The sequence below is a fragment of the Psychrobacter pasteurii genome (assembly GCF_900162815.1).
Taxonomy (GTDB): Bacteria; Pseudomonadota; Gammaproteobacteria; order Pseudomonadales; family Moraxellaceae; genus Psychrobacter; species Psychrobacter pasteurii.
This window is the reverse complement of record NZ_FUGD01000080.1, coordinates 18,304-32,119: the sequence shown is the minus strand read 5'-3', so window position 1 is coordinate 32,119 and position 13,816 is coordinate 18,304. Positions and strand designations below refer to the sequence as shown.

Below are 13,816 nucleotides of genomic sequence, written 5' to 3'. Positions count from 1 at the left end.
TGCTTATTATTGAAAGATTTGTATTAATAACCAGCCTTTGAGACTACCACCTGTATTTATCAAAATTTTCAGGGTTGGCCCAGTATTTGGCATTGAGCCAATCGGGTCGCTGTTTATAGTCATAAAGATTAAATTGCCAACTTATCAAGTCTGGCAGCTCATCAGGGGTCTTAATCGTCAGAGGAATATAGCCTAAGCTAGCAAAGTTAAGCTCACTGGAGGGCGTGTAAGTGAGCAGTAAGCTCTGTTCAGCAAATAAGTCTCGCAGTCTAATGGCAATAGAGCTGTAGCTTGCGTTGATAGGCTGTGCTTGACTCTCCTGACTGATAGAGACTGAAGTGAAATCAAAAGGTTGTATTAGGCAGCCTAGGGTATAACGTCTATTAAAGGGGGCGTTCTGAAACTCAGCTAGGGTCACGCAATCAATCACAAGTGTTGGATTGTTTTGTAGCAGCAACTGGCCAAGCTTGTCACTTATCCTGCCTTCACTGACCAATAATATAGAGGCAGTGTATTTCCCCTCGTTACTGTTATCTAATTGATGAGGGCTATCTAACTTATCTTGGTTATCTAATTGATTATGACTATCTAACTCAGAGTCTGTTTCCAAAGAAAGTTGGTGAATGACTTGTAGAATATGAGCAGCAATAAGATTTAGTTTTGAGGTAGGTTGTGCACTTGTTAATGACATAGTTTGAACTTAATAGGGTTGAGTGTTAGCAAGGCTAAAAATTATATAGAGTAGGGTATAGATAACATATTTTACCCATAATGGGTTTAAAAACAGGCAGAATGTTACAATATATAAGTGACTACTACTGCTAAATAAGAACTAATTAATAAAGAGAACTTCTATGACAGATTTAACCAATACTGATGCCAAAGATAATGCCATGATTGTGGACAGTATGACTCCAGATGCGCCAGATCATAATCCTGAAGCAACTGAGGCAACGGATGATGCAGGGATACAAAAAATATATTTAAAAGACTATACCCCGCCAAGCTACTCGGTTGAAAAAGTAGAGCTGGATATTAAATTGTTTGAAGATCACGCCACTGTTGATAGTGTGCTGACCATGAAAAGACAGCATCCAGGGGATTTGGTATTGTTGGGTCAAAATATGGATCTGACTGCCATCAGTATCAATGATAAAGCATTAAAAGACGGGGAGTATCAGCTTGACGAGGGTCAGTTGACTGTCTCTGATGCCCCAGATGATGCGGTAGTAAAAATCAGTGTGCGTCATGAGCCGCAGAAGAATACGGAGCTAGAAGGGCTTTATATCGCCGGTGAAGGTGATGACGTGATGTTTGTGACTCAGTGTGAGCCTGAAGGGTTTCGTAAGATAACTTATTATCCGGACCGCCCAGACGTTCTGTCAGTATTTACCACTCGCTTAGAAGCCGGTAAAAAGTTCCCTACCTTGTTGGCCAATGGAGATCTGATCGAGTCTGGGGAAGTCGAAGGCGATAGCAATCGTCACTACGCGATATGGCATGATGTGAGTAAGAAGCCAAGCTATCTTTTTGCTTGTGTCTTTGCTGATTTAGCAGTATTAGAAGACAGCTATACCACTATCGAAGGTCGTGATGTGAAGCTGCAGATTTATGCTAAAGCATACGATATTGATAAGTGTCACGTCGCGATGCAAGCATTAAAAGACTCAATGCACTGGGATGAAGAAAACTATGGCCGTGCCTATGATTTAGACCGTTATATGATTGTCGCGGTTAGCCAGTTCAATATGGGGGCGATGGAAAACAAAGGTCTGAACATCTTTAACACTTCTTGTGTCTTATCAAGCCCTGAGACCACGACGGATGCCCGCAGCTTTAGCGTGAAATCTATTATTGCCCATGAGTATTTTCATAACTGGACGGGTAACCGAGTAACTTGTCGTGATTGGTTCCAATTGTGTTTAAAAGAGGGGCTGACAGTTTATCGTGATCAGTCATTCTCAGCCGATCATCAGTCGCCTGCTGTGCAGCGTATCGATGATGTCTCTATGCTACGCGCTTATCAATTTACAGAGGATGCAGGCCCTTTATCGCACCCACCGCGTCCAAGTAGCTTTGTTGAAATCAACAACTTTTACACCACCACAGTCTATGAAAAAGGGGCAGAAGTGGTGCGTATGCTGGCCAATACTTTAGGCGATGAATACCGCCAAGGCACAGACACCTATTTTGATCGTTATGATGGGCAGGCTGTGACTGTAGAAGACTGGCTATCGGCATTGAGTGCTGAAGGTAAATCGGTTGAACACTTTATTGACTGGTATACTCAGCCAGGGACTCCAGAGGTGTCAGGTCATCAAAGCTTTGAGCTAGGTAAGGATAACGTTGGCAAGCTGACAGTGACTTTATCGCAAAAAACTCGTCAGGTAGAAGGGTATGAAGCACCAAAACCATTGCCTATTCCTGTAGCCGCTGCTTTATTTGATAGAACCAGTGGCGAGCTTATTGAAGAGCGTCTGCTTATGCTCGAGCAAGAAAGCCAAGACTTCGTCTTTGATCAAGTAACTACGGTTGTTGGTATAGAGCCGATTGTGTCTGTATTACGTGACTTTAGTGCTCCGGTACAGATGAAGTATCAGTATAGTGAGGCGGATTTGGCCTTCTTACTGGCCCATGAAACCAATGGCTTTAACCAGTGGCAAAGTGCGCAAGCCTTAGTTAATAAAATATTACTGCAAAATAACGAGCCAGAGGTCTATCTACAAGCGGTTAAAAAAGCATTTTTAAGTTTGGTGCAAGACGATGCAATGTTAGCGGCTAGAATCCTTGACATTCCTGCTGAGCGTGAGCTTGCTTCGGCGGTTAATAGCGATTATCAACCGAGCGTTATGAAGCAAAAACGAGACTTGCTAAAAAATAACTTAGCCCAATTTATGGCCGAAGATTGGCAACAAGTTTATAGCCAGTTACCGATTGAAAGCTATGAAGACACGCCACAAGCCAGAGGTAAGCGAGCACTACGTAATGTGGTATTGGATATGGCACTTACGGCTGGTATCGAAGAAGCACATGATTGGGCTTATGAGCAGTATCAAAAAGCCAGCTGTATGACTGAGCGACTGGGGGCATTAAGTGCCATGGTTAACCATGAGCATCCGCAAAAACAAGCGGTGCTGGCGGACTTCTATGAGCGCTTTAATAAAGAAGCCTTGGTGATGGATTTATGGTTTAGTGTACAAGCAGGTGATGAGAATGCTTCAGTTGCTGATATTGCAGCGCTTATTGAGCGTAAAGACTTCGATTGGGGTACCCCAAATAGAATTCGTGCGGTGGTAGGCAGTTTTGCGGCACAGCCGACTAAGCTTTGGAGTAAAGAAGGTTTAGAAACTTATATCGCTGTGGTACAAAAGCTGGATGAGACTAACCCTGTATTGGCTTCACGCTTATTACAAACGCTATCACGTTGGTACACTCTAGCAGAGCCTGTGCGTGCAGAGGCCAAGCAGCAATTACAACAGCTACGTAGACAGGTTAAATCTAAAAACGTAACAGAAAGCTTGCATACGATATTGAAGGCGGGCTAGTCAGCAGTAAATATCAAACCTGTTATATAAGCTAGATTCTTTTATATCAGTAATAAACAAAAAACGCCCGACATTTAAATGTCGGGCGTTTTTTTATACCAAGATAGAAGCAATAAACGCTAAATTAGCGGTTAGGAAGCACATCTTTAATGGTGTTGCGTAAGTTGCGTAGAGAAGCAACGGTACTATCCCAATCTAAACAGCCATCTGTAATAGACTTACCGTACTCAAGCTGGCTTGGGTCGCTGGTTAGCTTTTGGTTACCACCTTTTAGGTGACTTTCAATCATAAGGCCCATGATAGATTTGTTGCCATTACTAATTTGCTCAGCCACGTTTTGGATAACCATAGGCTGTAAGTAAGGGTCTTTGCCTGAGTTGGCATGGCTTGAGTCAATCATGATTTTCACCATGGCATTGCCTTTTTCTAGCTCATTTTCAGCCTGCTCAACTGAAGACTGGTCATAGTTTGGCTTACCGTTACCGCCGCGCAGTACCACGTGAGCGTATGGGTTGCCTTTTGATTTGATGATACATACCTGACCATCGCTAGATAGACCTAGGAAGTTGTGGCCTGATTTCACGGCATTCATAGCGTTAACTGCAACAGTCATGCCACCATCCGTTCCGTTTTTGAAACCTACAGGGCACGATAGGCCAGAGCTCATTTCACGGTGAGTTTGACTCTCTGTGGTACGCGCACCAATGGCTGACCAGCTGATTAGGTCTTGCATATACTGCGGTGTATTAGGATCAAGAGCCTCAGTAGCACAAGGCAAGCCCTTTTCGTTTAGATCCAATAATAGCTTACGAGCGGTACGTAGACCTTTTTCAATATCGAAGCTGTCATTCATATCAGGGTCGTTAATTAGACCTTTCCAGCCCACAGTGGTACGAGGCTTCTCGAAGTAGACACGCATCACGATGTAAATACTGTCTTTAAGTTCTTCTGCAAGCTTAACCAATTTGTCGGCATATTCATGAGCGGCTTCCACATCATGGATAGAGCAAGGACCGACCACTACCAAAAGTCGCTTATCGGTACCATCTAAAATATTCTGGATAGTAGTACGACCCTTTAGTACGGTGTCATAAGCGGCTGGAGATAGTGGATACTCGGCTTTCAGGCTAGCAGGAGTAATTAAAGGGATAAATTTTTCAATATTCACGTCATCAATATCTGCTGTGTGGGTAGTCGAGTTTATAGTCATAATCATATTGCCTAGTTTAAAATATTGTTAAAAACATTGGGAAGTTAATTTTTGGTATAACGTTATAAGGTAAGTTGTGGTAATTATAGGAATAACTTATAAGCTTAAATATCATAGGTTTATAACGTTCATTTGGGCAAGTACTTGTTCGCTCAATAAGTCATAACTTTTATTTAGGGATAACTTTATTATGGAGGCTTATTCTAAGATTGACAAGTGTTAAGCTGTCCTTATTGCTTCATATGGGGAATGACCCTTACAAATTTTTGTTATACTGTTGCTCTGATTCGATGATTTTTATCATGCCTGTCATACCCAGAGTCTAAGTTCCTTCTAATCCTTTGATAATAAAGTAGAGTTAGCTATGTTAGCAAGTGCTTCAGGCCAGACCAAACCTATGAACACTCAAGATCCTACCAAGCCGTTAGTGATTGGCATAGTTGCAGGAGAAGCTTCGGGAGATAGCTTGGGTGCAGATTTTATGGCCCAAGTAAACGATCTTATTGAAGATGTCGTTTGGGTAGGGGTGGGTGGCCCTAAGATGAAGTCACAAGGTCTGCAGTCTTTATTTCCATTAGAGCGCTTGGCGGTAATGGGCTTGGTAGAGGTGATGTCGCAGTTGCCAGACCTATTAAAAGCCCGTTCAGAGTTGGTTTCTGCTTTTAGCAAGGCACAGATAGATTGGTTTGTTGGTATTGATGCGCCAGACTTTAACTTAAGAGTAGCCAAAAAGCTAAAGCCCAAAGGGGTCTTTTGTGTGCAGTACGTCAGTCCCTCAATTTGGGCTTGGCGTGAGTCTCGTATTGAGTCTATCAAGAAAGCCACTCATTTAGTACTGTGTCTCTTCCCGTTCGAGCTTGAAGTATATCAGCGCCACAATCATCCTGCGGTTTGTGTGGGTCACCCTCTACTGCATAACCTGCCACAAGATTTGGTTGAGATTGAGACTCATGAGCAGCGTCGTGAACTTATTTGGAACAACTCAGAGCTGCATAACTTTTTTGCCAATCGTAAAGAAGACATTAGCCAGATGATTTGCTTGATGCCAGGCTCTAGACGCTCAGAGATTAATGCTATTTTGCCATTGATGCTAAATGCTGTGAGCCGGCTGTTATTGGTAGATGAAAAGCTCTGCTTTGTTGTCCCAACAGTAGACAAGAATCATCAGTACATCGTAAAAGATTTGATAGAGCGTCAAGATGAATCACTGAGAAAAGCTGTAGCAGTAGCCTATGATGAAACTCAGCAGCAGCAACACTTTAGCCAATCTATCATGGCCATGTCAGATTTGATTGTTCTCGCCTCTGGTACGGCCACATTAGAGGCTATGCTGCTCAATCGCCCAATGGTCGTGGTCTATCAGATGAAAAAGCTGACCTATGCGATAGCGAAGCGATTGGTGAAAGTGCCTTATGTATCTTTGCCAAATATATTGGCAGGAGAGGAGATTGTGCCTGAGCTTCTTCAAGAGCAGGCCAATGGTGATAATATTTGCCGTACTGTGACACGTTTGATGACACCACAGGCTTACCAAGAGCAGTTAACTCGTTTGGATGAGACCTCTACTTGGTTAAAGCAGCAAAGCAGTCAAAGTGCTGTATCAGCGGTCGTTAATGCTTGGCATGATTATATAAACCACAATCTTGTTAATAAGTCATAAGTTGTAGGCCAAACTGAGCTAATCCCTTATTTATCTATTTTTACTAATTACTAAGCAGCTTTTTAATGACCCCTTTTTACCAAACCCTGACTGAATTAGCTTTACCTTCTTCTACGGCACAAAGTAGTTTACCTTTGCCACTAGCTGCGCCCATTAAAATTGAGGGTAATATCGACCAGCAGCTGCTAAAAGATGAGCTACAAAACCTTGAGACCCCCCTTAATACGGTAGCTATAGAAGCAGCTTCTCAAAATGCTGACTTATTAACTTTTGATATAGGTATTGATGAGGTAGGGCGAGGGCCGTTGTATGGCAGTGTGGTTGTGTCAGGGGCTATTTTGCCCAGCAAGTGGTCTGCTGAAATTGAGCAAAATCCTTTGCAAGATACCGCACTATCGATACTCACTGACTCAAAAAAACTAACCGAAGCAAAACGAGAGCGTCTTTTTGATCCTATTAAGCAGCACGCTTTGGCCTATATAATCGTTGAAATTCCGGCAGCAGTCATCGATGAGGTGAATATACTACAAGCCACTATGCTTGGTATGCGGTTGGCTGGCGAGCAGCTGATGATTGCTGTTGTAGGCGCCTTGCGTCCAAATTTGGCAAATACAACTGAGCCAAATATACGGTTTAATTTATTGGTAGATGGTAATAAATTACCCGATTTAGACTGGTCGTTATTACAGCAATATGGAATCGGTAACTTCCGAGGGTCAAAGTGCTCGGTTTATGGTGAGGCGTGGGTAAAAGGTGATGCCCGCCACAGTGCCATAGCGGCGGCGAGTGTGTTGGCCAAAGTCAGTCGTGATAGACAGCTTATCGCTGATGGGGCCACATACCCAGGCTACGGCTTAGAAGGTCATAAAGGCTATCCGACTAAGGCTCATATCGAAGCCATTCAGCAGTTGGGAGTATTGCCGCAGCACAGACGTAGCTTTAAGCCAGTTCAACAAGCTCTTGAGCAGTAAAGTTAAAAAGACAAAAAAACAGACGCTTTATGTGTCTGTTTTTTTGAGTTAATTACGTTAAGTGTAAGTTAAGTCGCTCAAAGACTATTGGCGCTCAGTGTCAATGGGGTGCTGTTTTAAATGCTGATGTAAAATTTTGCGTAAAGTTAACACCGCCTCTGGAGTATCCTGAATACTATGACCGCCTTTAATAATGGTCTCAGAAGCTGCACCTTCTAAGTGAGAGCTGCCATAAGGTACAATGCCATCAGACATAGCAGGTGCCACTGTCTCAGCGATATCTGTGGTGATATCCTCAAGCTTATCAGCGGCATCATCAATCGCACCCTCAGAATCCTCTTCTTCAAAAGACGATAGGTTAACCCCCGCTTTCAGCACATCAGGAGCCTTAGTATCGGATAAACTGGTGCTAGGCGCTGTTGATAGCCTTAATCGCATAAAGCCGTTATAAATGTCTGAGTCTCTATTGGCAATAATGGAGTGATATGTCACATCGTCAGCAATTTGCAAGTCTGAAGTCAGCTTCATAAAAGAGGACTTGTCACTTAATTGACTGGCGCCATTTTGGAAATACAGAGCCCCAAGAGGGTTACTAGCAAGCTCACCCTCACTGGCAATACTGGCCAAGTTGCCGGTAATGGTCTGGATAAAGCCAAGCGGCAAATGTACCACCCGTCTTAATAACTGAGTAAACCATCTGTCAGCGAAGTCTGTGCCTCTAAAAGGAGCAGAAATAAATACCGCGGTATCAACACTTTTTAGCTGATTTAACTGCAATCTATTTAGCAGGTTCTCTCTATCCAGCTCATTGTTAACCAGCTTGCTCAGGCGCAGGGTATTTTCTTCTTGGCTTAAGCGGTGAAATTTATCTTGAAGCTTCTCATTAGAGACCAACATGCGTCCAATAACTGCGCCCATACTATGGCCAATTAATACTGAGTTTTTGCTGGCTATGTGCTGTGAGTTGGGGTCATTAATGTTGTATGCCGTCTCAATAAGCTCTTGAATTCTATAACGGTTTTCTAAAATTGGGATATTTGTGGGATAGAAAATCTGCCACACTTGATAATTCTCACGCAGCTCACTGTCACTTGAGATATCGTTGGTGATACTGATCCAAGTGGCTGGGCTTGAGGCCAATCCATGCAGCATAATGATAATGCGCTTATTAGGATCATAAGGCTCCAGCATAAACAGATGAGGCAGGACTAAGCTTTGCTGCTTAGATAACAAGTTAAAGTAGCCCACATTATCTAGACGGTTTTCAGCCAACCACATGCCATAACTTGCTGAGAAGTTAGCGGCTAAGTAGTAAGGCTCGCCAAGGATATCAATGCTCTCGGTATGATGTGGGTTGTACAGCTTAATATCGTAATTATTACTGCCTAAAACTTCTTGTAGAGTCTCTCCTTGTGGTAAAACCACGCCAGTCAACAGTAAGTTGCCGGTTAGGTGAATCCTATCCATTGGGTTTTCTGAGTTTAGTTTCTTATTATCCGAGGTGATTAAGCCTTTTACTGAAGTATTAAGGCGCTCATCAAACAAGGTAACATAGCTGATGCCAACACCTTCACGTTCACTGATGGTGTTTAGGCCAGAGAAGCTTAAGTCATGGCTAGCATAAAGCTCATCAATACTCTTATTATGGGTTTCCGTGTTTTGTAGATACTCAGGCTCATTGGGTAGATACAGGTCAATAGAGGTGGTTACCCCTTTATTAATTAAAGCCTTAAAGTCAGTGGTCGGCTCGTCAGTAGGTCGGCCTGACTCTTTTTCTAACTTTTGCTTAGCAGCCACAATTTCAGCCAAATATTTGTCTTCTTTAATTGGAGGGAAGGTGAAGTTAAGTACCTTAATCTGATCACCATATTTAACACCATTGGGATAACCCGACTTGTTAGCGTTTGAATGCTTAGGGTCATTGGTGAGTTCTGGCTCGATAAAAGAGGTAATCTTATCGGACTGCTGGGTATGATCTTTATTAGAGTACAGCTGCTTGATTAGGGCATCAGAAGCAGCTTCATAGACATCTTGAGTTTGAATATCTAAATTGGTCGATAAATTATTAGGCTTGGTTAGTATCTTTTTTTGTTTATTGGCGTTGGGGTTTAACTGGGCATAGAACAGGTAGGCGTAACTGTATTTAATGGCGCTCAATAAGTGATCGCGGTACGCAGTATTACATTCTCGTAAGTACAGTAGTGAGGCGGCGTGTTGTTCTGCCGTTTTGGGGGCATTGGCATAATAAGGGTCAATAGGAGCGCGGATAATTCTTTTGACACAGGTTTCAGAATCCGCAATAGACCTAGCTTTGGCTAGGTGTAGTTCGGCTAATAATGCCAGATGTCCTTTATTATCTTTATTTAAAATGCCTTTATCAATTCGGTTTAGGCATTTATTAAAGTCCTCCAAGCACTGATCTTCAGGCATACCTACCGAAAGTAGTTGCGAGGCGCTTTTGTTGCTTAAAGTGGGCCGAGTGACGATATTACCTCGGTTGTCGGCAATGGTTCTGCTTGAGTTTTTTTGGCTAACGGAAACTGTGCTACAAGAAGCCATGACTAAAACACTTGATGCTAAGGCAAAGCAGGTAGCCAATTTAGATATTTTAAAGTTACTGTGCATAAAGATGTCCATCATCAATGACTTAGACAAATAAAACCGTGGGTTTCATTTAATTAAATAGAATAAAAATAAAGCTATTGAAAATTATAATACCTTATTTTTAATAAATTGCTATGAAATAACACAGCAGATATCAAGGAGGTAGAGGAGTGGGGTAAGAATACATCTAAGCTAAAAGGTAGAGATAAAGTAATTAATAGAAAAAAATAAAGCCACAATTAAGTGGCTTTATTTTTTGAGCGAAATAGACTCATTGATAGGTAATCAAAGAGCGTTAGTGCCTCTTTTTATTGAACTTATTTTGCAGTAGGTAAGTCCCAAATATAGTATTTACCTGCTTCAACGATTTCAATTTGCTTAGCAATAGTGGCATCGTTAGGGTGCTTTTGCTGTAAAGATTTCAAGCGAGATAGCGCTGCAGGACGGTTATCATTAAGCAGGTCAGCCTGTGCTAAGCTCTGCTCAGCTTCTTTGTAGCTTTGAGAAGCTGCCTTCATTAGGTATTTTTTACCTTCTTTAAAGCCACCACCTTCAGATAACATCATGCCATAGATGAAGTTTGCTTCAGCACTATTAGGCTGTCTATCAATCGCTTTGGCAATAAAAGTACTGCCACGTACTGCGAAGTTAGAGCCTAAGTCTAAGTTACGGCCCATACCGTTTAATTTAGCAGCTCTTAGTAATACTTCGTAGGAAGCGTTTTCATCTTCTGCAAAAGGACGTAGCCACTTTTCTAACTCTTTTAGCTTCTCTTTGGCATAGTACTGATCAGATTTGCTGTTGAAGTTTGGTGGATAGTGGCGAGCGTTTGGACTAATTTCGTTGATGAAATCATCTAATAAACTTACATCTAACTGCTCATCTGGATTGTTGCGAGTTTTAGGAATTAATACGGTCGGGATGTAGTTGACATCTGATACTGCAACATTTGGGGTTGGGATACCAGGTAAGTTAGTTGCGGTGATGTCTACTGAATTAACTAAAGGATCATTTTTTAATTCATTGGAATCATACTTAACTTTGAATACCTTACCACCTGTGGTGTCTGCTTCGATGGCAGCTGCCGTATCAGTATTGTCTACTACCGCTGTACTGCTAGAAGATGAGCCAATACCAGGGACGGGAAGAGACTCACAGCCTGTGGCAACCAAGCTTACTAAAAGAGCACTTGAAACAAGTTTCGCAGATACCGATTTATTCATTATTAGGTCCTTATAATCAATATTAATTAATGATGCGGGTTATATATCCAAAATTACACAACTAGCATAGCGGCTAAATCTGTCTGATAGTTATTAGTTCAGTATTGAGCCGCTAGCTAGGACTATTCAATATAATAAGTGCTATAACATAGCAATTTTATAAAAAGCATTAAAGAGGCCAGTTGTAAACTTTGATTATCATTTACTAAAGAAGTGAGCACGCCACTTAGAAAATCGAAAAATAAAAGTTAGATTGAGCCAAAAACTATAAATTATAAATGATAAGCCAAACCTTTCATGCGATTGGCCATCCAGCGCATAGACACGCGAACAGGGGCTGATAAGGCTTTGCCTCCATGATTTAGAGCAGCTTCGCGGTGCTCAAGCTCCTCTATATTCATTTGGGCCAAAATCTCTTTACTGCGAATATCTTGTTCTGGTAATAAGTCGATGTGCTCTTGCAAATGCTCGCTCACTTGAGCTTCTGTCTCTGCCACAAATCCTAAGCTAAATTCATCAGAAATAAGACCTGCAATAGCCCCTAGACCAAAAGACAATCCGTACCAAACGGGCGTAAATACACTGGGGTGGCTACCTAGCTCATCAAGACGAGTCTCGCACCATACCAGGTGATCAATCTCCTCGTCAGCAGAATGCTGCATGGCCTGCTTAACTTGGTTATCTTTTGCGGTGAAAGCTTGACCGTGATACAGGCCTTGGGCACAGACTTCGCCAGTGTGGTTAATACGCATAAGCCCCGCCACATGGCGAGACTCATTGATAGAAAGCTCAGGCATTTCATCAGAGCTGACAGGTAGGGGGCGCGCAGTCTGATTTGAATGGGGAATTATGGAGCGCAAACTGCTATCAAAGCCAACAATAGCACGATCTATAATACTCAAATGTTTTGACATAACGAGCCCTTTTTCTACTTGTTATCGATTTATTAACGTCAATATTTATAAAATAGCCAGCTTACTTAAGCCCAGTTTACTTGAGCTCTACTGAAGCCCCATTTTCAATGTTTGCGTAGACTTCAAGTACGTCCCAGTTAGTCAAACGCACACAGCCTGCAGAAGCTTGACGGCTAATGCCTTCTGGTACTGGAGAACCATGGATACCATATGAAGGTTTAGACAGACCCATCCATACTACACCCACAGGGTTGTTTGGTCCTGGAGGTAGCATGAACACTTCTTTTTTGTCACCACTTTTCACAGTAGATTTATACCAAGGCATTTTCACTTTGTTGACAATCTTGAAGGTACCGGTTGGTGAAGGGGTTGCAGTGCTGCCCACAGTCGTCGGATAAGTCGCTACCAGCTTATCTCCATTATAGGCATACAAAGTTTTTGAAGCCTTGTCTGCTACCACACGGTTAATCTTAGCTTTTAATGGCGTACCCACGTTAATAACGGTGATGGTTTCCCCTTCAGTAAAGCTCTTACCTTTGTTTAGCTTCTCAAGATAGCGAACATCCATGTGGAAGCGCTCACCTAACATCTCTTTGATGTTTTGATAGTACAAACCTTTCATCTTTGACTTAGCGGCTGAGCCAGAAGGCGTCTGCACAAAGTTGGTATTCACATCATCTTTGGTCAGAGTGTATTCCACCAATACCGGCTGATTTGGGTCGATATTCTTAGTTAACGCATTCCAAGTAGCTGCGTTCATTTTACCGGTGCTAGGTAAACCTTTCATGGTCTGGAAGTTAGCCACAGCTTTGGTACTATTCATGCCCCAGCCACCATCAATAGGGCCTGGTGAAGCATGGTTCCAATCTAGTAGGGCTTGCATTTTCACAGTCATGGCTGTGTTTCTGCGCATATTTGGGGTCCAAACTGCACTGTTTACCGCACGAGCATAGTTTGACAGGTTGGTAGTTTTATAGATTTTGCCGTCTTTATTTTCAATGCTCTTAATAGAGTCGTCATCTAAAGTCGGAGTAGCGATCGCTACGGCCTGACCAGACTCAGCATCTTCTTCAGATTGTTCGGCAATTTCACTGTTGACCTGAGCTTGAATGGCCACATCGTCAGCGTCATCACTGGCCAATTCAGCACTTTCATCTGCCTGCTTCGCTTTGGCAAGGGCAGCACGTTTGTTTTCGCTCTCCGTATCATTAATTAATTTCTGAAGGCTATCAACTGGCTTAGCCTTAGGAGTTGTCTCAGCAATTGCAGAGCCACTAAAAGCAAATAAGGTAGCTGCGACAGTCGTTGCAAGTAGCTTAGGCGCGAATTTAGTTGGCATTTTGGTAAGGGTAAGTTTAGCGTTCATAGTCATACAGTTATTCACAATAATAAAGGTGTTGCTATTATGCGATGAAAAGCAGCTAGTGGCAAATGTTTACCACAAAATTGAAAGTAACTGTAACAATTGTGCTATCTAAAGCTTATCTAAATCTATAAAGAAGTGATTATCGCTAATTAAAGGCCAATTAAAGGCTAGGTTTTGATAAAGAGGCTACCACTTGGACATTAAGATTAAAGTGGTCTAGTGAGAATTATAGTGCCTTGCAAAAAATGTTGGTTATAATGGGCAGGCCTGTAAAACTATCCAAGTTTTTATTAATATCAGATTTGATTAATATCAGATAGAAT

The 13,816-nt window shown here is 42.2% G+C and carries 9 protein-coding genes; 3 read left to right on the top strand and 6 right to left on the bottom strand.

What is annotated here, in order from left to right:
• Window positions 1–43 precede the first annotated feature (43 nt).
• Window positions 44–691 carry a DUF6231 family protein gene (locus tag A1232T_RS06815; protein WP_077448714.1) on the bottom strand — a complete coding sequence of 216 codons (648 nt, stop codon included), beginning with the start codon at window positions 689–691 and terminating at the stop codon, window positions 44–46.
• A 163-nt stretch (window positions 692–854) separates the two neighbouring features.
• Here A1232T_RS06815 and pepN point away from each other — a divergent pair, with 163 nt between their 5' ends.
• Window positions 855–3,545, top strand: coding sequence for an aminopeptidase N (gene pepN, locus A1232T_RS06810; RefSeq protein WP_077448713.1), 2,691 nt, complete (start codon window positions 855–857; stop codon window positions 3,543–3,545).
• Window positions 3,546–3,669: 124 nt separating this feature from the next.
• Here pepN and A1232T_RS06805 read toward each other — a convergent pair whose 3' ends face one another.
• Window positions 3,670–4,755, bottom strand: a complete 1,086-nt coding sequence (locus tag A1232T_RS06805; protein ID WP_077448712.1) for a 3-deoxy-7-phosphoheptulonate synthase — start codon at window positions 4,753–4,755, stop codon at window positions 3,670–3,672.
• Window positions 4,756–5,119: 364 nt separating this feature from the next.
• Here A1232T_RS06805 and lpxB point away from each other — a divergent pair, with 364 nt between their 5' ends.
• Both lpxB and A1232T_RS06795 read left to right on the top strand, forming a co-directional pair.
• Window positions 5,120–6,415, top strand: coding sequence for a lipid-A-disaccharide synthase (lpxB, locus tag A1232T_RS06800; protein ID WP_077448711.1), 1,296 nt, complete (start codon window positions 5,120–5,122; stop codon window positions 6,413–6,415).
• 65 nt (window positions 6,416–6,480) lie between these two features.
• Window positions 6,481–7,386 (top strand): ribonuclease HII, encoded by a 906-nt coding sequence (locus A1232T_RS06795; RefSeq protein WP_077448710.1) that lies wholly within the window; start codon window positions 6,481–6,483, stop codon window positions 7,384–7,386.
• A gap of 84 nt (window positions 7,387–7,470) precedes the next feature.
• Here the strand turns inward: A1232T_RS06795 and A1232T_RS06790 are convergent, their stop codons facing one another.
• The 4 genes from A1232T_RS06790 to A1232T_RS06775 form a co-directional block, all read right to left on the bottom strand.
• Window positions 7,471–10,011, bottom strand: coding sequence for an esterase/lipase family protein (locus A1232T_RS06790; protein WP_077448709.1), 2,541 nt, complete (start codon window positions 10,009–10,011; stop codon window positions 7,471–7,473).
• 296 nt (window positions 10,012–10,307) lie between these two features.
• Window positions 10,308–11,213, bottom strand: coding sequence for a tetratricopeptide repeat protein (locus A1232T_RS06785; protein WP_077448708.1), 906 nt, complete (start codon window positions 11,211–11,213; stop codon window positions 10,308–10,310).
• Window positions 11,214–11,485: 272 nt separating this feature from the next.
• On the bottom strand, window positions 11,486–12,127 hold the full coding sequence (gene coq7, locus A1232T_RS06780) for a 2-polyprenyl-3-methyl-6-methoxy-1,4-benzoquinone monooxygenase (protein WP_077448707.1): 642 nt from the start codon (window positions 12,125–12,127) through the stop codon (window positions 11,486–11,488).
• Between the two features lie 76 nt (window positions 12,128–12,203).
• On the bottom strand, window positions 12,204–13,499 hold the full coding sequence (locus A1232T_RS06775) for a L,D-transpeptidase family protein (RefSeq protein ID WP_208606923.1): 1,296 nt from the start codon (window positions 13,497–13,499) through the stop codon (window positions 12,204–12,206).
• Window positions 13,500–13,816 lie beyond the last annotated feature (317 nt).

What these genes read in the sequence shown, in the direction of transcription:
- A1232T_RS06815 (WP_077448714.1), bottom strand. Translation starts at nt 691, where the DNA reads ATGTCATTAACAAGTGCACAACCTACCTCAAAACTAAATCTTATTGCT.
- pepN (WP_077448713.1), top strand. Translation starts at nt 855, where the DNA reads ATGACAGATTTAACCAATACTGATGCCAAAGATAATGCCATGATTGTG.
- A1232T_RS06805 (WP_077448712.1), bottom strand. Translation starts at nt 4,755, where the DNA reads ATGACTATAAACTCGACTACCCACACAGCAGATATTGATGACGTGAAT.
- lpxB (WP_077448711.1), top strand. Translation starts at nt 5,120, where the DNA reads ATGTTAGCAAGTGCTTCAGGCCAGACCAAACCTATGAACACTCAAGAT.
- A1232T_RS06795 (WP_077448710.1), top strand. Translation starts at nt 6,481, where the DNA reads ATGACCCCTTTTTACCAAACCCTGACTGAATTAGCTTTACCTTCTTCT.
- A1232T_RS06790 (WP_077448709.1), bottom strand. Translation starts at nt 10,011, where the DNA reads ATGCACAGTAACTTTAAAATATCTAAATTGGCTACCTGCTTTGCCTTA.
- A1232T_RS06785 (WP_077448708.1), bottom strand. Translation starts at nt 11,213, where the DNA reads ATGAATAAATCGGTATCTGCGAAACTTGTTTCAAGTGCTCTTTTAGTA.
- coq7 (WP_077448707.1), bottom strand. Translation starts at nt 12,127, where the DNA reads ATGTCAAAACATTTGAGTATTATAGATCGTGCTATTGTTGGCTTTGAT.
- A1232T_RS06775 (WP_208606923.1), bottom strand. Translation starts at nt 13,499, where the DNA reads ATGACTATGAACGCTAAACTTACCCTTACCAAAATGCCAACTAAATTC.